This window comes from Mixta mediterraneensis (assembly GCF_030283135.1).
Lineage (GTDB): Bacteria > Pseudomonadota > Gammaproteobacteria > Enterobacterales > Enterobacteriaceae > Pantoea > Pantoea mediterraneensis.
The window spans coordinates 36394-62291 of sequence record NZ_JASUAZ010000004.1 but is presented as its reverse complement, the minus strand read 5'-3'; the positions used below and the strand labels follow the sequence as shown (position 1 = coordinate 62291).

The following is a 25898-nucleotide window of genomic DNA, read 5'->3' as shown; positions in this document are numbered from 1 at the left end:
GATGAGTTACGGGTATAGCGCCAAAACCAATATATTCTATGTTATTGAAGACAAAGAGGGTTATGCAGAATTTGGCAACTGGCCGGATGATGTTAAGTCCATCTCGGATGAGATATGGGAAAAGTTCAGTGTGCAGGGCCCCCCGGGAAAAATGCGCGGCGCAGGCAAAAACGGTTTGCCGTGCTGGGTCGATATACCGCCGCCAACCCGCGAAGAGCAAATTGAGGCGGCAGAGCGGAAGAAGGCACAGTTGATGGCTGAAGCAGCCAAGGCGATAGCCCCTCTTCAGGATGCGGATGATTTAGGGATGGCAATGGTCGAGGAGAAATCAGCGTTAATTTCCTGGAAAACCTTTCGCGTTAAGCTGAACCGCATCGATACCTCTGTCGCCCCTGATATTGAATGGCCGGAGGTACCGGGTGTGGCGTAAGGCAACGTTACGGATCGCGGACGACATGGCCGCGGTGTCCTGCGCCATTGTTCCGGCGCATCCCTGGGTTTATGGCCTGGGCCAGGCTGCCGAATCAGGAAATTATCTCAGCCCGACCAATACCCTAGGCTACCTGGCTAAAAAACTGGTCGGGAGTGGCGGTCAGGGTGATGTGATTGTTTTCATGATCGCAGAAAACACTCACGACGCCTTCATGGCGGGGCTACGCAGTCTAGCGGCAGTCTTTCCCGCGCCGGCGTTTACGCAAGTCAGCCGGATGGCTCAAGCCGCCGTGGAACTGAGTACGGTGAAAATGCAACTGCCGGCAAAAGTCTCCAACGCACTGCCAGCCGCCATGCCGTTGTCAGTGCCCACCAATCGGGCCGCACTGAATGCCCAGCGTGTTGCGAAGGCCCAGATAGCCGCTGCCGCCGGCAGCAGCATCGCGGGGATGCAAGCCCAGATCGCCGATTTTGTTCAGGCCCGTTCCAGTATGTTGACGGCGATCAGCGATGCCCTGGAAACGCTGAAAGGTGCCCGCGCTGAAGCCTGGGTATTTACGCATTCTGGTGATAGAACAACCGCAGCCGTGGAACTGTTGAAAAATATCCCGCAAGCGACGGCTGTTCACACTGCCGCCATGATGTTCACCGGCGATTCGCTGGGTGTTTTGGAGAAGATGATCGATGAGTCAGGCCGCATTACTCGCCCTTGATGGTGAGGGGATCAGCATGAAAAACATGCTGGTATCACCGTCGATGCAATTTCAGGAAAAAGACCAATCCGGGCAGACATCCAGCACGGCCAACTCCGAACAGGGCATCAAGGCCAAAGAGTTGCGGGTCTCGGGGCTGGTGACCTTTGACGAAGAAGCTACGCTCCAGCGACTCTTTCAACTGGCATCGGCGACGGATGCCGGCGGAGCCTTGAAAAAATACCGTATCGCTAACGAAACGGCGGCGGCCATCAATTTCAGGGAGGCAACATTTACCGGCTCGATAGATGCCACTCCCCAGGAAGATCGCCTCGCCTGGCTGGTCAACTTCACCTTGCGGGAAAAAATCAGCGTACCGGAAAAACGCCAGGCCAGAAAAGGCAACGCAACAACCAGCACCAAACAAACCGGCGGTGCCGGGGGTAAAGGCAAGGCGGCTGCCGAGGATGCCGACAAAATGACTTGGTTCGAGGAAAAGGTGTTGAAACCTGTTAACGATGCCCTGGGGTAAGCCATGAAACCGATTAAACGCCTGTACCTCTCCGCGGACACCGTGCTCCTGGTTGACGCCAACATCATGTTGGAACTCAATGCGTGCGGCCGGGGATTTATCACCGCCAAGACCGAAACGGATTACACAGGCAAAATGGTACGGCTTGATGTCGGCTATGACGGCCTGGTATTGCGTTGGTTTACCGGTTACGTGGAACGCTCCCAGCCGGCTGATAACGGTTCTCAACGGCTTTTTGTCCGCGAGCTGATCGGCGTTTTTGATAAGCTTTGGCCCTGTTCATTCCAGCATCCGACCCTGCGCGACATTACCGCCGGGTTGTCTGAGCAAAGCGGCCTGACCATCGCACCACCTGACGGGGCCGTCTATGCGGACAAGCCGATCCCCCACTTCACGCATAGCGGCACCGGGTACCAGCTTTTTGCTGCCCTGGGTCGCGCGTTCTCCATCACGGATTATCTGTGGTATCAGATGCCGGATGGTACCGTTTTTGTGGGAGCCGCTGAGCATAGCCTCATGGCCGGCAAACCGGTCGATATTCCGGCCGAATTCAGCCAGGCAACGGCGGGCGGCAACTCCATGACCGTGCCCATGATCCAGAGCCTGCGACCTGGTGCAGAGGTGAACGGTCATCGCTTAAATCAGGTACGGCTGGAAAACGACAATATGGTGATCACCTGGTCACCGCGCAATAAAACCACCGGTCAGGTGCTGCAAAAATCGCCTATCCAGCGCCAGGTTGAAGGGGCATTCCCTGAGTTGGCATCCGGGTTGCACCTGCCAAAATTTGCCCGAGTGGTGGCACCGACCGAAGATGTGGCCAGCGGCAATATCGCCGACCCGTTTCGCCCCCGCTATGCCGTGGATTTACAGCTGATAGACGCGGACGGCAAACCGGTACCCAATACCCCGATTTACCCCGCCGTGCCGCTCCCGGTACCAATGGCCGGCAGTGAGTCGGGCATGTTCCAGTTTCCACCCGAGGGAACCTTGGTTGAGGTTGGCTTCACCGAGGGGCGGCCTGACAAGCCTTTTGTGCGTCAGACTGTGGCCCAGGGGCAAAACCTGCCCGCGGTAAAACCCGGCGAACAACTCCAGCAGCAGCGGGACGGCGTATCACAGCGGGTAACGGTTGCCGGCGATTGGGAACGGCAGACCGACCAAGCGATAAGTGAAACGTCGATGAAGCGGGCAATCAAGGCCGATGAAGAAACCCGCTCGCTGGTTGTACGCGAAACAACTATCCAGGCCACGGACAAAACCACCGTTCTGGGCACCACCACGCTGATGGCCGGTGCCGTGATGCATATCAGCCAGGGCGATTACAGCCTAGGCACATCGGGAAGTCTGATTGTGACATGCAGTAAAAACGCGACCGTCGACGTTGGCCAGAACGTGAAACGAAAGATTGGCGGCAACCTGGAAGATAACATCGGCGGTTCGGTCACGTTGGATGTGGGGGCCGCACTCACTGAGAAAATAACCGGCATCCGGCGCAGCGTCGCCCAGGCGCAGCAGCTTATCGCCCCTGTGGTGAAGTTGGGAACCGACGAAATTAACGTCTTGACTCTGCTGACCGACACGCTGGATGTACTCAAGGAACTGGCCACGCTTACCGCCAGCCATACCCACCCCAATGCCGGACAGAGTCAGCAGTCCGCGCAGTTCACCGCTACCGCCCAAAAAACAGACGTACTCAGCGCCAAATATGCCCCGCTGATAGGCTGATTTTCACCACCTAAAAAAACGCGCTGTAACGCTCACCACTGAACGCATAACGCGAAGGCCGACACTGTTCGGCCTTCTTTGCGTTCGCCTTACCACGACCCGCTGACGTGACAGAAACTGGCAGGCGGAAACGTATCCGAGACGGAAACGGCGCTACACCGCACCCGCCTGCACGATTTGGATCATAAAAATTTTGCAAAAGAATTGGGGCGCAAATCGACCGCCAGCCAGCGCCGTGGCTGGGGTTCTAGCGCCTGGATGGTTTTGCAATCAGTGCAAGGTTTTGCAAAAAATTGCAAAAACACGGTGGCGGTGGCGAACCAGGTAAATTGATAACGTGATGTTTTAAAAGGTAATGAGTTACTTTTCGTGGGTGTGGCCAGCGCTCGCGCCGATAGCGCGGATTCAACACACCTTATTGCGTGAGGTCAAGAGGGGCGCGGGTTTCAGGCTGATTATCGATAGGAAAAAGTTTTGCACTCTTTTGCACTACCGGGCGAGGTTCAGTGCGCACCGGCAGTGAAAACGCAGGCGAAAATACAGCACGGAAACGAGACGATTTAGCGCTGACGAAATATCCAGCACTGGACTGACTCGCCGGTAATGGCGCTTTTAATCACCTGGTAGCCCAGGAAGGGATAAGCCAGCCCGGGAGTTTTCTGAGCGACATGCAAACCATTTTTTGCGGCATAACATCCAGGGGGATCTCGATTTGCGAGATCCCCCTGAGAATCGGTCTTTCAGCCGAATATGCTGAGATCCCCTTGACAGGCCCATGCCTTCAACAACGTGCTTCATCGCTACATAGGGCTCGCCTTTATGCTCAACGATATACAGCTTATCCCCATGAAAAGTAAACGGAAAAATAGTATTATAATTCATTGCTAACGTTCCATTTGGTGAGTGTGGGTACAGAAACAGCCCTTGATGCCGACTATATCCCCACCAACCTCGTTATGCCAATGCACACATAATCCGAACACTAACACAACAATTACACCAACAAATCAGGCTAATATTTAGCCAATCGAGATATTCTCAAAAATTGATGGGGGGCATCGGAAAACCGTCACAATCATCACAAGATTTTAAAATGTAATGTATCTATATAATATATATGAATAAATTAGCACTTTGAAAACCATCACAAAACCTTCACAAGAGCATCACAGTGTGATGGTTTCAAAGCATCACAACTCTGTTTCATAACTCATTGAATTTACGTATTGTGACGGTTTCTGTTGCGTTTTGTGATGGTTTTACCGTCACAACTTTTATTTATTTAAATCAGGGTGATATGTGGTGTTTTATGGGGGCGTGATGGTTGTGACGGTTTTCCGATGGCCGACTTAAATAAGGGGTGCTTAAAACCCATATTTTTTAACATTTAACCATTGCTAAGAGAATTGCGTGAAAAAGCCCCAAATGCTGGGGCTTATGGTCGATGTGGTCAATCGGTGGACGCAGAGAAAAATTTTGCAAAATATTTCTTTAGAAAAACGCCCGCGAAGGCGGGCGATAGGTTTCAAAGTTTGCCGTTTTCGATTCTGAAATCGACCAGCTTTTTGTTTTTCAAATCGTATGTGCAGTAATACGTCATTGTTATCTTAGCATTAAACCCGTTAGTGAATTTTACTTTGTCGCCAATGAAGGTCATTCTGTTCTTGGACTGGTTGTATTGGGAATGACTGAACATCGGTGTAAACATTCCGTCAGTCCACTCAAATTCATACTTAGATGATTTCTCAACGACCGGGCGGCATAGGTTTGAAACCTCAACCCAATTTTTTTCAAAGATACAGGTATCATCACTAGCGCTGCATACTTTCGTTGCGGCCGCCGCTGTTTTACTGGGGCTTGCCTCACCATCGTCAAAATACCAATACAGACCAGTCCCGATCACAACTAATACAGCCAAACCCGCCAGCGGATGCCACCACCGATCACCAGGCTTCTTCACGCCACAATGCGGGCAGACCTTAGCACTGTCAGCTACCGTTTTTTTACATTCTTTGCATGTAGTCATTGCCATATGTAAAAACTCCATTTTTTCAAGGGAATTAAAGTTCCATGCGATGTTAGCCGCCCTATCTATATGTGCAAAGAAAAGAAGCCCTTAGTTTCAAGGGCTTCTTGTGTCGATGTGGTCAATTGGTGGACATTACAAAAAACAATCCTTTGTTTTTCATTTAGTTAAATCGGTTTTCAGGTTGCTCGCTGGTCGCCTGTTGCATCAATTTTCCAGTGCGGCTTTCTGCGCCTGGATTAACTCTTCAATACCGCCACGCGCCAGTGCTAATAACGCCAGTAACTCTTCATGACTAAACGGTTCGCCTTCTGCGGTGCCTTGCACCTCGATCATGCGACCATCCTCCATCATCACAACATTCATATCAGTTTCGGCGGCGGAATCTTCCACATACTCTAAATCACACAGCGCTTCGCCGTTGACGATGCCGACAGAAATCGCAGCCACCATGCCTTTCATCGGATTAGCTTTCAGTTTGCCCTCTGCCACCAGCTTATTCAGCGCATCCGCTAATGCTACGCAGGCGCCTGTGATAGAAGCAGTACGTGTGCCGCCATCGGCCTGAATCACGTCGCAGTCGAGGGTCACGGTATATTCACCCAGCGCTTTGAGATCAACAGCGGCACGCAGCGAGCGGGCAATCAGGCGTTGAATTTCCAGCGTGCGTCCACCTTGTTTACCTTTAGCCGCTTCACGCGCCATTCGGCTGTGCGTTGAGCGCGGCAGCATGCCATATTCGGCAGTTACCCAGCCCTGGCCTTGTCCTTTAAGGAAGCGCGGCACACCTTCGTCCACCGTGGCAGTGCAAAGCACTTTGGTTTCACCAAATTCCACCAAAACGGAACCTTCAGCATGTTTGGTATAATTGCGGGTCAATGTGACGGGACGCACCTGTTGTGCGCTACGGCCTGCTGGACGCATGGTAATCTCCGGCTTACTAATGATTGGCTGCGCATTATACGGACTTCCTCGTTCGCTGTCTCTTGCCGTGGTCTTATGCCTTGTCCGGAGCAGTTCACAGCATGGCGAGCGTAACTATTTGTCGCTTAATGATAAATATTACGTAATGCCGTTTCTGATACGCTTATGCCTGTTATGCGCTGCCTGGCCTCGCTATACTTCACCCCATCTTTCTGAAAATGAGTAACGCTTATGATCCGCAGTATGACCGCTTATGCCCGTCGTGAAGCCAAAGGCGAATGGGGCAGCGCCGCCTGGGAGCTGCGTTCCGTTAATCAACGCTATCTGGAAACCTATATCCGCTTGCCGGAACAATTTCGTGGCCTGGAGCCGGTGATTCGCGAACGCATTCGTCAACGTCTGACGCGTGGAAAAATCGAGTGCAATCTGCGTTTTGATGCTGATCCAGGTGCACAAGGCGAACTTATGCTGAACGAAGCGCTAGCAAAACAGCTGGTGCAGGCTGCCAATTGGGTCAAAATGCAGAGCGACGAAGGAGCGATTAATCCACTGGATATTCTGCGCTGGCCTGGCGTAATGTCGGCGCAGGAACAGGATTTAGATGCCATCAACTCCCAGTTACTTAAAGCACTGGATAGCGCGCTGGATGAATTCATCACCGCACGTGAAAGCGAAGGCGCCGCACTGAAGTCATTGATTGAACAGCGTCTGGAAGGCGTGACGCAGGAAATAAGCAAAGTACGCGCCCGAATGCCAGAAATTGTGAAGTGGCAGCGCGAGCGTTTAGTGGCGAAACTGGAAGATGCTGAAGTGCAGCTGGAAAATAATCGCCTCGAGCAAGAGTTAGTGATGATGGCACAGCGCATTGACGTGGCGGAAGAGCTGGACCGTCTGGAAGCGCACGTTAAAGAGACCTATAGCATTCTAAAGAAAAAGGAAGCAGTTGGCCGCCGCCTCGATTTTATGATGCAGGAATTTAACCGTGAGTCGAATACGCTGGCATCAAAGTCGATTAACGCTGACATCACCGCCTCCGCAATTGAGCTGAAAGTGCTGATTGAACAGATGCGTGAGCAGATTCAGAATATCGAGTAACGACGCACTAAAAATCGCTAAGCAGCAAATCATCAGTAAAGCCCGCACCTAGTCGGGCTTTTTTGTTATAAGGAGCTAGCATAAAGATGCAGAAAATGACAGTTAACCCACAAGGTTTTTATCCCGTTATTCCAGGCATATGGCTAAAATTTTTACCCTGAGAATAAATTTACTCGCACGCGAATATTCGCTCAGCTTTATCGCCCAGTGTAATCATTCAGTATTTTTTCTTAGACGAAACCGTAAATACGCTAAAAATAACGGTACTATTAATATTTACCGCCGCAATTCAATATGCTAGCAACGTCCGATACGCAGATATTTATTTAATTACCATAAACAGCGTATTCTTTAATCGATACTCCGCAAAGGCTACCTACATGATAAAAAAGAAGAAATATACCATGAACGCCAACCTGAATGATAATCATGGTTATACTAATGCGTTGTACAAGTATGCTGATTTTCTTAGGTTTGCCATGCGACTTTTCAATAACCTGGCTTATTTTTAATAAATTTATAGTTAAAATAATCAATCTGTCTGACGCGAGTCCATAGCTAAAATAAATCCAATAAAAAATCTCTTCATCCAAATATTCAGCCTAATAAATAACAGAATAGTGTAATACTGGATAAACGTTGACAGAACATTTCTCTCTGGAAAAATCGGGAGTTTCCACTGCTTTATGCAAAACAGAAAGACTATGGTCGTGGAAAAATATTGATTAAATTTATCAAGATTCTAGGATGTTTTTGTTATTTAACAGTTTTATCAAATCGGCCCAACAGTGATAAGCATTATGAGCTCTTTTCTTCCCATCCACTGGATGGTTCTGTGTTATACTTTTATAGTTAAATAATTAGGCCAGAAAAATTAAACTAGCCCACAATAATCGATTTTATGATACTCCTCCCGCGCATGATAATTTCTGACCTTTTCTGAAAAACCGGGAGAGATTGCATTTTTATCATTTTTCTTCTTGCATACGGCACATTTATTTACGGCTGCTTCGGCGTCAGGCCGCCCAGATGGCTTGTTTATTAAACGTCCAGCTTATTTTTTACATCTCATTTAAGTTGCTTTTTCTCAGAAAAGTAAATAACACGTAAGCTTTCATGAAAAATAATTTCCAGACAGGTCTTAAAAAATAATTTCTTACGTTTTAAATATCACCACGGCTCCGCTTAACCCGCTGTTATTTATCATTTTTAATTTCGAATTTTTATTTTAATAACTCTTTAATGTTTCATCCATGAATCTGCTCAATCCTGAAGATTCTGGCGTTTATCTTTTTTTAGAGGCACTTTTTGATAAAGTGCTGGTCAAAAATCAGTACAGTTGTACCGCCTGGGGAACTTAGGGAAATGCTCTTTATGCGATACATCCATTTATCTCATAAAGGTTGGCAATGAAAATCACCGGGAAATTTAGCTCCTCGCTGCTGCATCCACGTTATTGGTTCACCTGGTTCGGGCTTGGCTTGCTTTGGCTATTAGTCCAGCTCCCTTATCCTGTTTTAATCCGCCTTGGAGCGGGTGCAGGTAAGCTCTCTCGTCATTTTTTGCAGCGCCGCGAACGTATCACTCGCCGCAACATTCAACTCTGTTTTCCTCGCATCAGCGAAGAAGAAACCGAACGCATGATCGCCGGGAATTTCGCCTCGCTAGGCATGGCGCTGGCTGAAACCGGTATCGCCTGGTTCTGGTCGGATCGCGCAGTAAAGCGGCTTTTTCATGTGTCGGGCCTCGCGAATCTGCACTCTGCGCAGAATGAGAGGCGTGGCGTGATGCTGATTGGCGTCCATTTTATGTCACTTGAGCTGGGTGGCCGTATTAGCGGTTTGTGCCAGCCCATGATGGCGATGTATCGTCCTCACAATAATCGCGCCATGGAATATGTGCAGACTAAAGGTCGAATGCGTTCCAATAAGGCAATGATTGATCGTCGTGACTTACGCGGCATGGTGCATGCTCTGAAACAAGGTGAATCCGTGTGGTTTGCGCCCGATCAGGATTATGGTCCGAAAGGCAGTACGTTTGCACCGCTGTTCGCCGTTGAAAAAGCCGCTACCACCAACGGAACGTTTGTTCTGTCACGTCTGGCGAAACCAGCGATGATCCCCATCGTGCTCATTCGTAATCCGAATAATGATGGTTATCAGCTGATCATTGAGCCGATATTAGAAAATTATCCCCACAATGACGAAACTGCGGCTGCGGCTTACATGAATAAGGTTATTGAAAATCAAATTCTGCGTGCGCCAGAGCAATATCTTTGGCTGCATCGCCGCTTTAAAACGCGTCCGCCAGGCGAAGCATCACTTTATGTTTAATCCGAAAGCAGGCCCGGTGCCTGCTTTTTATTTTTATTCTCAACATGTTGCCTGTAATTATTAACGAAAAACAGCTTTGACAAAAACAGCGCCGCCTTTTATGCAGGAAGGTACGTTATTAGATGCCTGCTCATACGTCGCGTGGAAGAATGATCATTAGCAGAAGGCAACAGGTATCGCATCGCCACAAAAAAAGAAGTTCTGCTCAGTTATCGCTCTGGTGATAATTTTTTAATGGAAACTTTAGGTGGCGGCTGGCAGAAAACGGCACCCAAAGGCTTACTGGTGTTTAAGCCAGAATTAATGAATGATAGCTGTTTTTCATTAGCGAATGCAGGAATATCGTATGGATATGAACAGCGCAGCCAACTGGCAACGCCCCCTCTTTGACGATCGCCTTACACCTTACATCGAAATTAATGCACAACAGCTTGAACAGAATCTTCGACATATGCAGGCAAAAGCCGATGAGGCTGGCGTAGCGTTACGGCCACATATTAAAACGCATAAAAGTGTGTTCATCGCACGGCGGCAGCGAGAATTAGGTGCGCATGGCATAACCGTTTCGAAGCCAAGCGAAGGCGTTAGTTTTTTACTGGGCGGAGAGCGCGATCTGTTGCTGGCCTACCCCGTGGTGCGGGCGGAGAGCATCGCTGAACTATTTCTTACGGCTGCGAAATATCAGGCGAAAATCACTTTGATTGTCGATGCGTTGCAAGGCGTCGCGGCGATAGCTGAAGCACAGCGCCAGCAACCCGATTGCGATCTTAGCGTCATTATTAAGGTAGATGTAGGTTTGCATCGTATCGGTATTAATCCACACAACAATGACGCGCTGCAACTGGCACAATCGCTTAAAGAATATGGGCTGCGCTTTGCCGGATTAGTATCACACGCCGGTCACGCTTATGGGGCTGGGAACGCTGCGGCGATTTGCATAATCGCGCAGCAAGAAGCACAGCTGATGCATGCGTTACAGGTAAAACTTCGCAATGCTGGTTTCGATTTTTGCCCAATCTCCGTGGGGTCGACACCCACCGCGCTGGCTGCCGATGTTGTTCCAGGCACAAACGAAATCCGTCCAGGAAATTATGCATTACTCGATCTTACCGCTTGTCGTCTGGGATTGTGCCAGGTAGATGATTTGGCGCTTAGCGTCATTACACGTGTGGTGGCAGTAAATGAACATTTCGTCATTGTCGATGCCGGATCAAAAATGTTGAGCTCTGATAAAGGGCCGCACGGCACTAACGCCAGCGGATTCGGCGTAGCAGTAGATGAGATGGGAAATACCTATGATGTTAGTAAGCTTTCTGAAGAGCATGGTTTTCTTGTCTGGCAAAACGTTCGGCCTGCTATTGGCAGCCTGCTACGTATTTTTCCCAATCACAGTTGTGCAGTGATGGCGCAATCTGACAGTTTTGTCTTACGTCACGCGGATGGCTGTGGCGAGGTTGAATCTGTTTCGGCTCGCGGCAACTTTACCTGATTTATTGCTGACGGGCAGCGCTCCTGCTTGCCCGTACTTTACGCAAAACTATGCCAGTTCTACACTTCTACCGTTGTGACATTTTCCCTTTATCCTCCTCATGCTTTAATGGCTTTTTCTGTCCGTGTCAGGAGATACCATGCTGCCCTCACAAACCATTAGCATCACTATCGCGCGTAACTGGTTAGATCTTTATGAAACTATCTGGAAGCCGGAATTTTTTTCCAGATGGGCCACTGGATTATGCAGCGGCACGCCGGAACCGGAGGGTAATCATTGGCGGGCGCGAGGACCATCCGGTAACGTCAGGATTCGCTTCACCTCTCATAACCCATTCGGGGTGATGGATCACTGGGTAGACAGCGGAACAGGCAAAGAACTTTACATACCGATGCGGGTAATCGCCAACGCGCACGGCGCAGAAGTGCTGAGCACGGTTTACTGTCTGCCATTAATGTCTGATGAAAAATTTTCACAATCTATTCAACAAATTAAGCATGATCTTGCGCAACTTAATACGATTCTTACTCAATAAAACTAGTTGGCTATGCGTTTCCAGTCTTGAATTTTCTCTGGTTGTTAATAAAAAAAATTCAATTTTTTAACTTAAAAATGCATTAACACATCATCAGTCTTACCTTCTGTTTTTCACCCTCTCGCCAGTTCTGCTTAAGCATGGACGCCCGGAAAATTCCTGGCGTTCCTGCCCATGATGTAAACCGCATCGTTTGATTTGGCGTGCTTTTTCATATTTTATGAAAAGGAACCTCTTCCTTTAACGTTAAAAATCCCCACAAAATTTAATAAAGGATTTTTATAGTAATTAATAAATAGCATGAATAGCGTGAAACCATTTTTTCCTGAGCTTGCGCAATCAGAATTTTCTTATGGTGTTAATTTAAATAAAAAACGGTATAAATCATTTCACACACAGCAATATCCATAAAAATAACAGCAGGAAATAATAATGGACCGCTCAACCTATCCTTTGTTAACAGAAAAAGAGTTTGTTGAGATAGCCGGAAGGATGCTGGCAGGAGACTACACAACTACAACAGGATTTATTCGTGATTTGTCAGATTTTTTGTTAACTGCAGGAGACTCTGCCATTACAAGAAATCGTGAATATTCCAGGGATATTTATTTTTTATCTGAGCACCATTTGATTGAATCAATAATAACATGGCAAGCCTGGCAAGGTATTTCAGGACTTCGGCCAGAAAAATTGCACTAATTTACGGTGTCACGGCAATCACAGCTTGCCGTGACACAAAGAATAACTCCGCACTGGTACATGTACCATAACGAGCATATGATGGCGATACGAGAAAGAAATCTCACAAGTGCAAAATGGTCACTTCTCTCTTCTATTAAAATAATTGGCATTGGCGTATTACAACTTTCTTTATTAGCACAAATTCTACAGGCGAATGAATTAAACCTGCTTGCCATTGCTGTTACTGGATTACTGGCTATCGATACGCTGGCTGACCGCGGCTTTTCTAACTCGCTCATTCGCCATCGTATGCTGTCGATAAACGATCTTTCAACCCTGTACTGGGGCAATATGCTGCTGGGCGTGTTAATTTGTGCCGTGTTGTTTCTCGGCGGCGATTTGTTGAGCCGCATGTTTAACCAGCCCGAACTGGCAGTCATGCTAGAGATGGTTTCAGTGATATTTATTATTATCCCACAGGGTCAGCATTATCGTGCAATTTTACAGCGTGAGAAACAATATACCCGCATTGCTTTTACTGAAACATCGTCAGTATTAGCAGGGCTTGGTGTAACATTATTTACTGTTTGGTTAACACCCTCGGTATTATGCGCAATCTGGGGTTACATGGCGATGGCCTCAATACGTATGTTGATCTATTGCTACTACGGTCGTTCATGGTTCCAGCCTGAATACCGTTTTAGCCTAAAGTCATTTTCTCAAATTCGCGCAAGAAACGGATAATAAAAGCAAGTCTGTATGGTGGGCTCTGGGCATCTAAACGATGCGTTCGCGTGCTGTTAATCAGCACGCTTTTTCTTTTTACCCCTGGTTGATGTCGGAGTATGTGGCTTTTCACAGCGCTACGTTTTTAATTCAGCTAAGACCATTCCAGCCTGTTAATCCTATAAAAATCCGTCGATTTTTTCTTGCCGCGATGTTTAGTCAACGTAAAAGCTTTAACTTATAAGCCTTAACCATTTTATCGATCACGCTTAATACCTTGTTACTCCCCCTTACTGCAGGCTTATGTCATAAGCGGTACATTAGTGAGCTGGTGGTCTGGTAAAAACGACTCAACCTTCCTTCTGACTCGGCAGCACATTGGCCTTAACAGCATTTTTTGACATCCCGCCGCAAGGGTAATGTTCGAATCAAGAAAATCTTTCCCTGCGAAAATTGGCTTATATCGTCTGGAAATAGCCGATATGTCAGGCAACTAATCGCATTGCGGGAAATGCGTATGCAGTTTATACGTTATGTTAACGTGGCTATGAGCGATATATTTGCATAAAAATGAAGGTTATCCGTCAAGACTGGCGTAAATAGCGTTATATAAACGCATCGTTTAACGATCAGTTTACGCCAGCAGCACGAGAGAAACCGACGCAGGCGCGTTGGTGTACTGACAGCCGCAAAGCGATCTGAAAAACCGGGTGTATCATTTTTCATTCGTTTGCTGGAAACATGATGATGCAAGCCAAAGGATGGATCGTCAGCCAAACGCTGTATCTGTGAGCAATACATTAAACGCCTGGCTTAATTTGCCTATACGCCATAACCTTCCCTCCTTATCAAACATACAATTTTTTTAAGCCAATACAGATACGGAGATGTTTATCTCGTTAAATTTAAAAATATTTTTTGCTTTTTGCATAAGAAAATTTTAATCATTTCATTAAATGCCAAAAAAATCAGTAGCTGTTAAGTAGTGAACGCCGTAGCCTTGCCGCCGACTTTCTGGAGCCCGTTATGTTACTTACTGTTCTTTATATTATTGGTATTACGGCAGAAGCGATGACCGGTGCGCTTGCTGCCGGAAGACGAAAAATGGATCTGTTTGGCGTGATAATCATCGCTTCCGTAACTGCCATTGGCGGCGGCTCGGTACGCGACATTCTGCTGGGCCATTATCCGCTCGGATGGGTCAAACATCCTGAATATATTATGATTGTTGCCACCGCTGCGGTAGTGACGACAGTGGTGGCACCGCTGATGACCCATTTACGTAAAGTGTTCCTGGTGTTGGACGCGCTTGGTTTAGTTGTATTTTCGATCATTGGTGCTCAGGTTGCGTTAGATACCGGTCACGCTATGATAATCGCTGCGATTAGTGCAGTGATTACCGGCGTATTTGGCGGTGTACTCCGCGATATGTTCTGCAACCGTATCCCGCTGGTTTTTCAGAAAGAGTTGTATGCAGGTATCGCGTTTGCTGCTGGCTGGATGTATATCTTGCTGTTAAAAACCCCGCTGCCGCATGAGGCCGTAGTCATTATTACGCTTCTGTTCGGTTTCCTGGCCCGCTTACTGGCGCTGCGTTTTCGACTCGGCCTGCCTATTTTCAATTATCCCCACCCCGAACACTGATGACGTTGCAGGTATACTTTGTTGCTGCAAAAAAGCGATAAGCGATCGCAGCCCGGTATCCTGCAACATGAAGACAATGCGCTGCGCTAATACCGCACCAATACCCGGCAACCTCTGCCATGCTTCTCTATCGCGCTGAAGCAATGTATCCCAGCTGTTATCCGTCAGCGCATCAAGCGCCTTGCGCGGCACTGGAATGCCTAATGCACTGATCCAGCGCCGTAAAGGTTGTTGCCGTGTCAGATTAAAGCTGCGCCAAATCTGCTGTGCCCGCTCGGAAGAAATCCCCGTGGCGGCAATTTGATCGGAAGTTAATGTCAGCCATGCAAACAGGTGTGTCACGTCAGGAATTTTCATCAAGCGCAGCCAGGTGCTGCGTTGCACCCCCGGAATATCCAGCACGGACTTTTGGCTGAGCCAGCTGAGTCTTGCCAGAAATTGCTTCTGACAATCAGGAGTCGGCTGATAACAGCTCAGCGGGGTGAAAGATGCTGCATCTGGCGGTTGCGGGTAATTACGCTCCGCCACCCGCCAGATCACACGCTCCAGCCGGGGAATGCCCTGTCCCGCCAGGCTGATAATAACCTGGTCTCCCGCGATGACATCGCGTTCGCGCCAGCTACGCAGCGAACCAATATTTACGCGCCTGACAGTTTTATCATCCAGTTGAACTGACTGCAGATTAAGCACCACCGCTATTTTTCCGGTTCGCCCAATCGAAAAATCAACGGAAAGCACCTCACTGCTGACTTCTGGTGGCTGATACTTCCAGGCTACCGCCCAGTCACCTTCTCCGGGTAACCAGTTTTTACCGGCAGGACGAGATGACTGATGAACGACCACGCCATCAGTGACAAACGGCAGCGGCGAACGGAACCAGCGTTCACGCCAGTCAGCAACGTCATCTTCATTCCTGACGCTTTTGCTCCACTCGCCCGCCAGGGTAAATCCCCATTGAGTAAGCTGGTGTAAACGATCCGCCATATCTGCTGGTCCGTCCGGCCAGCCCCAAATAAAAATGCCAATGTCGTTCAACAATGGGCTGGATTGTTTACTCATCATTGCGCCTGCAACCTGTGCCCTGGCATTTTTTCCACCAGCGCTGTCCTGTTGATGACCGGACATCTTCAAAAACAGTTCGCCCTGCAAAATGACTTCGTCTTGTTCGCTGTCAATATTTAGCGGAATGGCTGGGATCGATGCCGCCTTCATCAACCACTCTTCGCCGCGCAAGCCATCGCCACGACTGATAAGCGAAACCAGTTTTCCATGGCGGTATACAAGCGAAACAGCGACGCCATCTACCTTGGGCTGGACCCAGAGATCATTATGGTTCCGCATCCAGTACGCCACGGCTAACTTGTCGCGTAGCTTTTTTATACCGGTATGTGCGACAGGATGGAGTGTGGCACCACTGGAAGGGAGCTGTGGCTGGTAATCAGGCCCTTTAAAACACTGCTGCCATTGCGTTAGTCGGTATTGCAGACTGTCATAATCAGCATCAGTCACTGAATTAAGACCTTGTCGATAGTAGGCATCATCCCATTGGCGTAATTGCTGTTGTAGACTGCTGATTTCCTTATGCGCACGCATGGGTGTCCAGGCAGGACATACGGCACTTAAGGCGGGAAATGTGAGGGTTATTAGCGCCAAAAAAATTATAAAAATCCGTTTCATTCACTGTCTCCTGACGGTTTTCATCATTCAACGCTTTTATTTTTCATTTAACCAGGCGTGATGACCGGATATGAAGGATGCCACGCAGGCGTTCTCCTTCTGTTACATCATGAAAGCCTCTCGTTGCGCGCCGCTACGCAAAAGTTTATCGCCACCGCTGCGCAAACGCTGCGTGCTGACAGTAAGCTGTGTATACTGTGCAGGAAATCGACTCCGCAATTATCCAGTTCAAGAAAACCATGGCTCAAGGCACGCTCTATATTGTTTCCGCCCCCAGTGGCGCAGGTAAATCCAGCCTGATTCAGGCACTGTTAAAGACACAGCCGCTTTATGATACGCAGGTGTCTGTTTCGCATACCACCCGCGGCATGCGACCAGGCGAAGCCCATGGCGAACACTATTTTTTCGTTGAAAAACACGAATTTGAGCAGATGATTGCTGAAGACGCTTTCCTCGAACACGCCAACGTGTTTGGCAATTATTACGGCACATCGCGCAAAGCAATTGAGCAAGTCCTTGCCACTGGCGTGGATGTTTTCCTTGATATTGACTGGCAAGGCGCACAGCAAATTCGTGCCAAAATGCCCAACGCGCGCAGCATTTTCGTGTTACCTCCGTCGAAAGACGAGCTGGATCGCCGCCTGCGTGGCCGCGGTCAGGACAGCGAAGATGTTATTACACGTCGCATGGCGCAGGCGGTGGCAGAAATGAGCCATTACGCCGAATACGATTATTTAATTGTGAATGATGATTTTGATCTGGCGCTGTCCGATCTGAAAACCATCATTCGCGCAGAACGTTTGCGCATGGCGCGTCAGAAGGCGCGTCATGATGCTTTAATCAGCAAACTATTGGCAGTCTGAATACAGTTTCAGTATGATGCCCAGTCATTTCTTCATCTGTGGAGTAGCACACCTATGGCACGCGTAACCGTTCAGGACGCAGTAGAAAAAGTTGGTAATCGTTTTGACCTGGTGTTGGTCGCTGCACGTCGTGCACGTCAGATGCAGGTAGGCGGTAAAGATCCGCTGGTTCCAGAAGAGAACGATAAACCGACGGTTATCGCACTGCGCGAAATCGAAGAAGGTTTGGTCACTAATCAGCTTTTGGATGTGCGTGATCGTCAGGAACAGCAAGAGCAGGAAGCCGCTGAATTACAAGCTGTTACCGCTATCGCTGAAGGTCGTCGTTAACAGCAAGCTGCAGGTCAACCTTGTATCTGTTTGAAAGCCTCAATCAACTGATTGAAAAATACTTGCCAGAGGAGCATATCAAGCGCCTCCAGCAAGCTTATCTTGTTGCGCGTGATGCCCACGAGGGACAGACACGCTCCAGCGGCGAGCCTTACATTACCCATCCGGTCGCTGTAGCCTGTATTCTGGCTGAAATGAAGCTCGACTATGAAACGCTCATGGCCGCGCTTTTACATGATGTAATCGAAGACACGCCCGCAACCTATCAGGATATGGAACAGCTGTTCGGCAAAAGTGTTGCCGAACTGGTGGAAGGCGTTTCAAAGCTGGATAAGCTGAAGTTCCGCGACAAGAAAGAGGCGCAAGCAGAAAACTTCCGCAAGATGATAATGGCGATGGTGCAGGATATTCGCGTCATTCTTATCAAGCTGGCTGACCGCACGCACAATATGCGCACGCTGGGTTCATTGCGCCCAGATAAACGTCGCCGCATTGCGCTGGAAACATTAGAGATTTACAGCCCTCTGGCCCACCGTCTGGGTATTCATCACCTTAAAACCGAACTGGAAGAGCTGGGCTTTGAAGCCTTATATCCTAATCGCTATCGGGTGATTAAAGAAGTCGTCAAAGCGGCGCGCGGTAACCGTAAGGAGATGATCCAGAAGATACTTTCTGAAATTGATGGTCGCCTGCAGGAAGCCGGTATTCCCTGCCGCGTCAGCGGCCGCGAAAAGCATCTCTATTCGATCTACCGCAAAATGCACCTGAAGGAGCAGCGATTTCACTCGATTATGGATATTTATGCCTTTCGCGTTATCGTGAAAGATCTGGATACCTGCTATCGCGTGCTCGGGCAGATGCACAGCCTGTACAAACCGCGTCCTGGACGCGTTAAAGATTACATCGCCATTCCCAAAGCTAACGGCTATCAATCGTTGCACACGTCAATGATCGGCCCACACGGTGTGCCGGTTGAAGTGCAGATCCGTACAGAAGATATGGATCAGATGGCGGAAATGGGTGTCGCTGCGCACTGGGCTTATAAACAGGCGGGTGAAAGCGGAACCACTGCCCAGATCCGCGCTCAACGCTGGCTGCAAAGCCTGCTGGAACTGCAACAGAGCGCAGGCAGTTCATTTGAATTTATCGAAAGCGTGAAATCAGATCTCTTCCCGGATGAGATCTACGTGTTCACGCCTGAAGGACGCATCGTCGAATTACCGACCGGTGCCACGCCAGTGGATTTTGCCTATGCAGTGCATACCGATATTGGCCATGCCTGCGTTGGCGCACGCGTTGATCGACAGCCTTATCCGCTGTCTCAACCGCTGAGCAGCGGCCAAACTATCGAAATCATTACCGCTCCGGGCGCACGTCCGAATGCCGCCTGGCTCAATTTTGTCGTCAGCTCGAAAGCGCGCGCCAAGATTCGTCAGCTTCTGAAGAATCTCAAACGCGAGGACTCAGTTAACCTGGGCCGCCGTTTGCTTAGCCACGCGCTCGGCGGCAGCCGCAAGCTGGCGGAAGTCCCTGCTGAGAACTTCAGGCAAGAGATCGATCGTATGAAGTTGACCTCGCTTGATGACTTGCTGGCAGAAATTGGTCTCGGCAATGCCATGAGCGTGGTGGTCGCGAAAAATCTGACGCAATCCGGTATGACGCCACTAAGCAGCAGCAAGCGTGGCAAATTACCGATCAAAGGTGCCGATGGCGTGCTAATCACCTTTGCAAAATGTTGCCGTCCCATTCCGGGCGATCCGATTGTCGCGCACGTCAGCCCAGGAAAAGGGCTGGTGGTGCATCACGAATCATGTCGAAACATTCGCGGTTATCAGAAAGAACCGGAAAAATTCATGCCGGTTGAGTGGGACAAAGTTACCGAACAGGAATTTGTTGCTGAGATTAAGGTCGACATGTTCAATCATCAGGGGGCGCTGGCCAACCTGACAGCGGCAATCAATACTGCAGGTTCCAATATTCAAAGCCTGAATACCGAAGAGCGTGATGGCCGTGTTTATAGCGCCTTTATTCGCCTGACCGCGCGCGATCGCGTCCATCTGGCCAATATCATGCGTAAAATCCGCGTGATGCCAGATGTTATCAAAGTTCACCGCAACCGTAATTAGTGCATGAACGCTCAACGTTTTGCTCGTATTCAGGAAATGCTGGCCTTACGCCAGCATGATCTGACTGTCTGTATGGAACAGGTGCATAAACCACATAATGTATCAGCGGTGATCCGTACCGCCGATGCGGTGGGCATTCATGAAGTACACGCCGTTTGGCCAGGCCAGCGTATGCGCACCCAGGCCTCATCTTCAGCAGGCAGTAATAGCTGGGTTAAAGTGGTCACGCATCGCAACATAAGCGAAGCGGTAAAACAGCTAAAAGCCCAGAAGATGCAGGTGCTGGCAACCCACCTTTCTGACAGCGCCGTAGATTTCCGTGACATTGATTACACCAAACCGACCTGCATTTTGATGGGACAGGAAAAAACCGGCATTACCGCAGAAGCGCTGGCACTGGCCGATCAGGACATCATTATTCCTATGGTCGGTATGGTACAGTCGCTCAATGTTTCTGTGGCTTCAGCCCTGATCCTTTACGAAGCACAGCGTCAGCGACAGAACGCTGGCCTGTATCAGCGCGATTACAGCGTGCTGGATGAAGCGGAACAGCAGCGCCTGCTGTTCGAAGGGGGTTATCCGGTCTTAGCCCGGGTAGCTAACCAGAAAGGTTTGCCTTATCCACACATCAATTCCCAGGGCGAAGTCGAAGCTGATGTTGGCTGGTGGGCCGCCATGCAAGCCAAAGGTAAAAAATGAAAGGCCGCCTGCTGGATGCCATTCCGCTCAGCACCCTGACCGGTGTCGGCGCCAGTCAGGCAGCGAAGCTGGCCAAAATGGGGTTGCACACCCTCCAGGATCTGTTGCTGCATCTGCCGCTGCGCTACGAAGATCGGACTCAACTTTATGCCATTGATGATTTGCTACCCGGTATCTGGGCTACGGTAGAAGGCGAAGTGCTGCACACCGATATTACGTTCGGGCGTCGCCGTATGATGGTTTGCCAGATTAGCGATGGCAGCGGCGTGTTAACAATGCGCTTCTTCAATTTCAACGCCGGTATGAAAAATGGCCTTGCGCCGGGCCGTCGTGTTACCGCTTATGGCGAAATCAAACGCGGACAGCGCGGCGCTGAAATTATCCATCCCGAATATCGTATCCAGGGTGAACACAGTAATGTAGCGCTGGAAGAAACGTTGACGCCGGTTTATCCCACTACCGAAGGCATTCGGCAAGCTACCTTACGTAACCTGACCGATCAGGCGTTAACCTTGCTGGAAAGCTGCCCCATTGCCGAACTTTTGCCGCAGGCATTAAGCGGTGGATTGATCAGCCTGCCAGATGCATTACGTACCTTGCATCGTCCGCCGCCGGATTTGAAACTCAGTGAACTGGAAGCCGGACGCCATCCTGCGCAGCGTCGCCTCATCCTTGAAGAACTTTTAGCGCACAATCTCAGCATGTTGGCAGTCCGTGCCGGGGCCCAGCGTTATTACGCCTTGCCCATGCCCGCCCGCCATAATTTAAGCGATCGGTTGCTAGCGGCGCTACCCTTCTCGCCCACCCACGCGCAAAAGCGGGTCGTCGCCGAGATTGAGCAAGATTTAGCGAATGATTTTCCGATGATGCGCTTAGTGCAAGGCGATGTCGGATCGGGTAAAACGCTGGTTGCCGCCTTATCTGCGCTCAACGTCATTGCTTACGGCAAGCAGGTAGCGCTGATGGCACCCACTGAATTACTGGCTGAACAGCACGCGAATAATTTCCGCCAGTGGTTTGCGCCGCTCGGCATTGAAGTTGGCTGGCTGGCAGGGAAGCAGAAAGGTAAAGCTCGCCAGGCGCAACAGGATGCGATAGCGCGTGGTGAGGTGGCAATGGTAGTCGGCACTCACGCCCTGTTCCAGGAGCAGGTGCAGTTTAACGGCCTGGCATTGGTGATTATTGATGAACAGCATCGCTTTGGCGTTCATCAACGGCTGGCGCTGTGGGAGAAAGGCGAAGAGCAAGGCTTTCATCCGCATCAGCTGATTATGACTGCCACCCCCATTCCGCGTACCCTGGCGATGACTGCGTACGCCGATCTTGATACGTCCACCATTGACGAACTGCCCCCAGGCCGCACACCGGTAACCACGGTAGCGATACCCGACAGCCGGCGCGATGAAATCATGACCCGTGTCGAACACGCCTGTCGTGAAGGTCGTCAGGCATACTGGGTGTGTACGCTTATTGAAGAATCTGATTTGCTGGAGGCACAGGCAGCAGAAGCGAGCTGGGAAGCGTTGAAGGAGGCCTTGCCCAATTTAAATATTGGTCTGGTGCATGGCCGCATGAAGCCAGCAGAAAAACAGGCTGTGATGCAGGCTTTTAAGGCTAACGAGTTGCAATTGCTGGTTGCCACCACAGTTATTGAAGTCGGTGTTGATGTACCAAATGCCAGCCTGATGATTATTGAAAACCCGGAACGTTTAGGATTAGCCCAGCTGCATCAGTTGCGCGGTCGCGTAGGACGTGGCGCAGTCGCTTCACATTGCGTATTGCTCTATAAAGCGCCCCTCAGCAAAACCGCGCAGAAGCGTTTACAGGTGCTTCGCGACAGCAACGATGGCTTTGTTATTGCTCAATTTGATTTAGAAATTCGCGGCCCCGGCGAATTATTAGGCACACGTCAGACCGGCAATGCAGAATTTAAAGTGGCGGATCTGCTACGCGATCAGGCAATGGTGCCAGAAGTACAGCGTGTAGCGCGTCATCTCCACCAGCATTATCCTGAACAGGCCAGCGCCCTGATTGAACGTTGGTTGCCGGAAAATGCCCGTTATACCAATGTCTAATCTGTATTTTTATCGCCGCGAGGCAAACGATTGCTTTTGCCTCGCGGATGATTACAATCGCCACACTATTTTTCTGGGAACAGTAAAAGATGTCCACCAAGTCGCAGCAAAACCCCCTTCCCGCCAGCCAAAGTGAGCTGATTTATCGTCTTGAAGATCGTCCACCGCTGCCGCAAACGCTGTTTGCCGCTTGCCAGCATTTGCTGGCAATGTTTGTTGCGGTTATCACCCCTGCTCTGCTTATTTGTCAGGCGCTCGGTCTGCCCGCTCAGGATACGCAGCACATTATTAGCATGTCGCTTTTTGCTTCCGGCGTGGCATCAATCCTGCAAATCAAGACCTGGGGGCCCATCGGTTCCGGCTTGCTGTCGATTCAGGGGACCAGCTTTAACTTTGTCACACCGCTTATTATGGGCGGCATGGCGCTGAAAAATGGCGGCGCCGATGTGCCAACGATGATGGCAGCGCTGTTTGGTACGTTGATGGTAGCGTCTTGCACCGAAATGGTTTTATCACGCGTATTGCATCTGGCGCGCCGCATCATTACGCCCTTGGTATCCGGCATTGTAGTGATGATTATCGGCCTTTCGCTGATTCAGGTCGGCTTGACTTCCATTGGCGGCGGTTTTGCCGCGATGAACGATCACAGCTTTGGCGCACCTAAGAATCTGTTGCTGGCAGGCGCAGTGCTGCTGGTGATCATTCTGCTGAATCGACAAAAAAATGCCTATCTGCGCGTGGCATCGTTGGTCATTGCCATGGCGGTTGGCTATTTGCTTGCCTGGACAATGGATATGCTGCCCCAGGTTTCAGCTCCCGCCAGCCAGCAGTTGATCGCTGTACCCAGCCCGCTTTATTACGGTTCAGGCTTTGACTGGAACCTGCTTATCCCGCTGATGCTGGTATTTATGGTAACGTCGCTGGAAACCATTGGTGACATAACCGCAACCTCTGATGTTTCTGAACAACCGGTCAGCGGCCCGCTTTATATGAAACGCCTCAAGGGTGGTGTGCTGGCAAATGGTCTGAATTCATTTGTTTCGGCGCTATTCAACACGTTTCCGAACTCCTGCTTTGGTCAAAATAATGGCGTAATCCAGCTGACCGGCGTGGCCAGCCGTTATGTGGGCTTTGTTGTCGCGCTGATGCTGATCGTGCTCGGCTTGTTCCCGGCTGTCAGCGGCTTTGTACAACATATTCCAGAACCGGTACTGGGTGGGGCAACCATTGTAATGTTCGGCACCATCGCCGCGTCTGGTGTGCGCATTGTTTCTCGTGAGCCGCTTAACCGGCGCGCCATTATGATTATTGCTCTGTCGCTGGCGGTTGGTCTGGGCGTTTCTCAGCAGCCGTTGATCCTTCAGTTTGCCCCTGCCTGGCTAAAAACCCTGCTTTCTTCCGGCATCGCAGCAGGCGGGATTACCGCTATTTTACTGAACCTGATTTTTCCCCAGGAAAAATAAGCCTTAAGGCAGGTTATAACCTGCCTGCTATTTATTCGGATTTACATCCAGCCGGTTGAGCTGTAACGGTATTTCAGGCATAACAACCTCTGACCGGATATAACTCGGGATGGATGCGATGAAATTTCTTGGAAAGTTTTTCCTCACCTTAGCGTTGCTGCTACTGCTCGGCCTGGTGATTATTTATATCTTGCTGCAGACACAATGGGGTGCGGGTTGGTTTAGCCGTTGGGTCAGTGATAAAACGGACTGGCATCTCTCCCTGAGCAAAATTGAGCACAATTTCTCTGCCCCTTCACATATCAGCCTTGATAATTTCAGCTTTGGCCATGATGGTCAGCCTGCGGTTTTGGTGGCAAAGCGGGTCGATCTGGGCCTGTCGCTGGTGCAATTTAGCGATCCCTTGCATTTTAGCAGCGTCGAATTACGCGACGGTGAAATCAACCTGGCAAACCTGACCTCAGGCAGTGCGCTGCCAGTTCAGGCAAATCGCCTGCAGCTTAACAATATGCGCATTGATAGCCCGAAAAGCACGCTGCCGCTATTTGCGCAGCAGGTTAATGGCGGCATTGTGCCATGGAAACCTACCTCCAGCGATATGCTGGGCCGCGATGCGCAGTTCCAGATGAGCGCCAGCACCATGACGCTAAACGGTGTGCCGGGCGAAAACGTATTAATTCAGGGCAGCGTGACGCAAGGCCGTCTGTTATTTAACAATATTGGCGTCGATCTGGCGCGCGGTTCGATGACCGGTAACGGTGAACGCGATGCGCAGGGCAACTGGAAGATTAACCAGCTGCGCCTGAACGACATTCGCCTGCAAACTGCCAGCAGCCTGAGAGATTTCCTGCAACCTTTACAGCGCGTGCCGTCTATTTCTGTTAAACGTCTGGATATGACCGATGCGCGTTTGCAGGGCCCGGACTGGGCGGTCACCGATCTCGACCTGACGCTGAAAAATGTCACCTGGAAAGGGGATGACTGGCAAAGCCAGGATGGATCGCTGGCAATGAATGCGGGTAACTTTATTCATGGCCGCTTCGAGCTAAACGATCCGATCGTTAATATGGATTTCTCACCCCAAGGCGTGGCGCTAACTCAGTTCAGCTCACGCTGGGTCAATGGCGTCATTCGTGCCGACGGCAACTGGTCGCGTAGCGATAAGCGTCTGACTCTGGACAACCTGGCCATCGCCGGGCTGGAATATACCTTACCTGGCGACTGGCGTGACCGCTGGCAGGCCGCACTACCGGACTGGCTGGATAGTGTGTTAGTGACGCGTTTGACTTCAAATCGCAACCTGATCATCGATATTAATCCGTCGTTCCCGTTCCAGATGACATCACTGGACGGTAGCGGTGAAAACCTGTTGCTGGCGCAGCGGCATCAATGGGGCATCTGGGGCGGCAAAGTCAGTCTGACGGCGGCGGAAGCAACGTTTAATCGCACCGATTTACGTCATCCCTCCATTACCTTATCGGCTAACGATCAACACATTCAGGTGACTGAGTTGAGCGCCTTTAACGGGAAAGGTTTGCTGGAAGGCACCGCCAGCGTGGGACAGCAAGCGGCTCGTCCCTTATCGCTGAATCTGACCGGGCGCGCCGTTCCGGTAAACGTGCTGCAAAACTGGGGCTGGCCCGTACTTCCTCTGAACGGCGACAGTAATTTGCAATTACAGTTGAACGCTGCGCTAAAAGCGAATGCGCCGCTGCGTCCAACTGTGCATGGTAAGCTGTCGGTCACCACCGACAGCCAGCAGCTGCAGCAGACCATGCAGGCCGGCCAGCTAAGATAGCCAGAAGGGCCGAAATTTCGGCCCTTCTAT

22 protein-coding genes are annotated in these 25898 nt (G+C 50.1%); 18 read left to right on the top strand and 4 right to left on the bottom strand.

What is annotated here, in order from left to right; all coding sequences use genetic code 11:
- The first annotated feature begins 1 nt into the window (after position 1).
- Genes QRY16_RS04475 through QRY16_RS04460 form a run of 4 tightly spaced genes read left to right on the top strand, consistent with a single transcriptional unit; the run spans position 2 to position 3384 of the window.
- Positions 2-430 (top strand): tail fiber assembly protein, encoded by a 429-nt coding sequence (locus QRY16_RS04475; RefSeq protein WP_289775799.1) that lies wholly within the window; start codon positions 2-4, stop codon positions 428-430.
- Positions 420-1145 (top strand): hypothetical protein, encoded by a 726-nt coding sequence (locus QRY16_RS04470; protein ID WP_289775798.1) that lies wholly within the window; start codon positions 420-422, stop codon positions 1143-1145. Before QRY16_RS04475 ends, QRY16_RS04470 begins: the two co-directional genes overlap by 11 nt.
- The gene (locus tag QRY16_RS04465) at positions 1117-1656 is read left to right on the top strand and encodes a baseplate complex protein (protein WP_289775797.1); all 540 of its coding nucleotides are present in this window, start codon (positions 1117-1119) and stop codon (positions 1654-1656) included. Before QRY16_RS04470 ends, QRY16_RS04465 begins: the two co-directional genes overlap by 29 nt.
- 3 nt (positions 1657-1659) lie before the next feature.
- Positions 1660-3384 (top strand): type VI secretion system Vgr family protein, encoded by a 1725-nt coding sequence (locus QRY16_RS04460; RefSeq protein WP_289775796.1) that lies wholly within the window; start codon positions 1660-1662, stop codon positions 3382-3384.
- A 612-nt stretch (positions 3385-3996) separates the two neighbouring features.
- On the opposite strand, the gene QRY16_RS22190 is transcribed toward QRY16_RS04460, so the two are convergent.
- From QRY16_RS22190 to rph, 3 genes are all read right to left on the bottom strand, one after another.
- Entirely contained in the window at positions 3997-4266 is a 270-nt protein-coding gene (locus tag QRY16_RS22190) for a phage antirepressor N-terminal domain-containing protein (protein ID WP_419776110.1), read from the bottom strand.
- A 643-nt stretch (positions 4267-4909) separates the two neighbouring features.
- Positions 4910-5416, bottom strand: a complete 507-nt coding sequence (locus tag QRY16_RS04455; protein WP_289775795.1) for a hypothetical protein — start codon at positions 5414-5416, stop codon at positions 4910-4912.
- A 201-nt stretch (positions 5417-5617) separates the two neighbouring features.
- Positions 5618-6334 (bottom strand): ribonuclease PH, encoded by a 717-nt coding sequence (rph, locus tag QRY16_RS04450; protein ID WP_289775794.1) that lies wholly within the window; start codon positions 6332-6334, stop codon positions 5618-5620.
- Positions 6335-6565: 231 nt separating this feature from the next.
- Here rph and QRY16_RS04445 point away from each other — a divergent pair, with 231 nt between their 5' ends.
- From QRY16_RS04445 to QRY16_RS04415, 7 genes are all read left to right on the top strand, one after another.
- The gene (locus tag QRY16_RS04445; protein ID WP_289775793.1) at positions 6566-7429 is read left to right on the top strand and encodes a YicC/YloC family endoribonuclease; all 864 of its coding nucleotides are present in this window, start codon (positions 6566-6568) and stop codon (positions 7427-7429) included.
- A 1409-nt stretch (positions 7430-8838) separates the two neighbouring features.
- On the top strand, positions 8839-9762 hold the full coding sequence (gene lpxP / locus QRY16_RS04440; RefSeq protein ID WP_289775792.1) for a kdo(2)-lipid IV(A) palmitoleoyltransferase: 924 nt from the start codon (positions 8839-8841) through the stop codon (positions 9760-9762).
- Between the two features lie 346 nt (positions 9763-10108).
- Entirely contained in the window at positions 10109-11251 is a 1143-nt protein-coding gene (locus tag QRY16_RS04435) for an alanine racemase (RefSeq protein WP_289775791.1), read from the top strand.
- A gap of 139 nt (positions 11252-11390) precedes the next feature.
- Positions 11391-11786, top strand: coding sequence for a polyketide cyclase (locus QRY16_RS04430; protein ID WP_289775790.1), 396 nt, complete (start codon positions 11391-11393; stop codon positions 11784-11786).
- Positions 11787-12218: 432 nt separating this feature from the next.
- Positions 12219-12485: a hypothetical protein gene (locus tag QRY16_RS04425; RefSeq protein ID WP_193406300.1), complete on the top strand. Its 267-nt coding sequence runs from the start codon at positions 12219-12221 to the stop codon at positions 12483-12485.
- Positions 12486-12566: 81 nt separating this feature from the next.
- A complete protein-coding gene (locus tag QRY16_RS04420) occupies positions 12567-13211 on the top strand; it encodes an oligosaccharide flippase family protein (protein ID WP_289775869.1) in 645 nt (214 codons plus the stop codon).
- A gap of 1008 nt (positions 13212-14219) precedes the next feature.
- Positions 14220-14837 (top strand): trimeric intracellular cation channel family protein, encoded by a 618-nt coding sequence (locus QRY16_RS04415; RefSeq protein ID WP_193406301.1) that lies wholly within the window; start codon positions 14220-14222, stop codon positions 14835-14837.
- Here the strand turns inward: QRY16_RS04415 and ligB are convergent.
- Complete coding sequence (gene ligB / locus QRY16_RS04410; RefSeq protein ID WP_193406302.1) at positions 14775-16514, bottom strand: NAD-dependent DNA ligase LigB; 1740 nt, start codon at positions 16512-16514, stop codon at positions 14775-14777. The two genes, QRY16_RS04415 and ligB, sit on opposite strands and share 63 nt — an antisense overlap.
- Before the next feature lie 239 nt (positions 16515-16753).
- On the opposite strand from ligB, the gene gmk reads away from it, so the two are divergent.
- The 7 genes from gmk to QRY16_RS04375 all read left to right on the top strand — a co-directional run bounded on the left by gmk (position 16754) and on the right by QRY16_RS04375 (position 25868).
- Positions 16754-17377, top strand: coding sequence for a guanylate kinase (gene gmk / locus QRY16_RS04405; protein WP_193406359.1), 624 nt, complete (start codon positions 16754-16756; stop codon positions 17375-17377).
- A 54-nt stretch (positions 17378-17431) separates the two neighbouring features.
- A complete protein-coding gene (gene rpoZ, locus QRY16_RS04400; RefSeq protein ID WP_193406303.1) occupies positions 17432-17707 on the top strand; it encodes a DNA-directed RNA polymerase subunit omega in 276 nt (91 codons plus the stop codon).
- A gap of 20 nt (positions 17708-17727) precedes the next feature.
- On the top strand, positions 17728-19833 hold the full coding sequence (spoT, locus tag QRY16_RS04395) for a bifunctional GTP diphosphokinase/guanosine-3',5'-bis pyrophosphate 3'-pyrophosphohydrolase (RefSeq protein ID WP_193406304.1): 2106 nt from the start codon (positions 17728-17730) through the stop codon (positions 19831-19833).
- A 3-nt stretch (positions 19834-19836) separates the two neighbouring features.
- Positions 19837-20532, top strand: a complete 696-nt coding sequence (trmH, locus tag QRY16_RS04390) for a tRNA (guanosine(18)-2'-O)-methyltransferase TrmH (protein WP_289775789.1) — start codon at positions 19837-19839, stop codon at positions 20530-20532.
- Positions 20529-22607 carry an ATP-dependent DNA helicase RecG gene (gene recG / locus QRY16_RS04385; protein ID WP_289775788.1) on the top strand — a complete coding sequence of 693 codons (2079 nt, stop codon included), beginning with the start codon at positions 20529-20531 and terminating at the stop codon, positions 22605-22607. The genes trmH and recG overlap by 4 nt, the downstream gene beginning before the upstream one ends.
- An 89-nt stretch (positions 22608-22696) precedes the next feature.
- Complete coding sequence (locus tag QRY16_RS04380; protein WP_289775787.1) at positions 22697-24070, top strand: nucleobase:cation symporter-2 family protein; 1374 nt, start codon at positions 22697-22699, stop codon at positions 24068-24070.
- A gap of 118 nt (positions 24071-24188) precedes the next feature.
- The gene (locus tag QRY16_RS04375) at positions 24189-25868 is read left to right on the top strand and encodes an AsmA family protein (protein ID WP_289775786.1); all 1680 of its coding nucleotides are present in this window, start codon (positions 24189-24191) and stop codon (positions 25866-25868) included.
- The last annotated feature ends 30 nt before the right edge of the window (positions 25869-25898 follow it).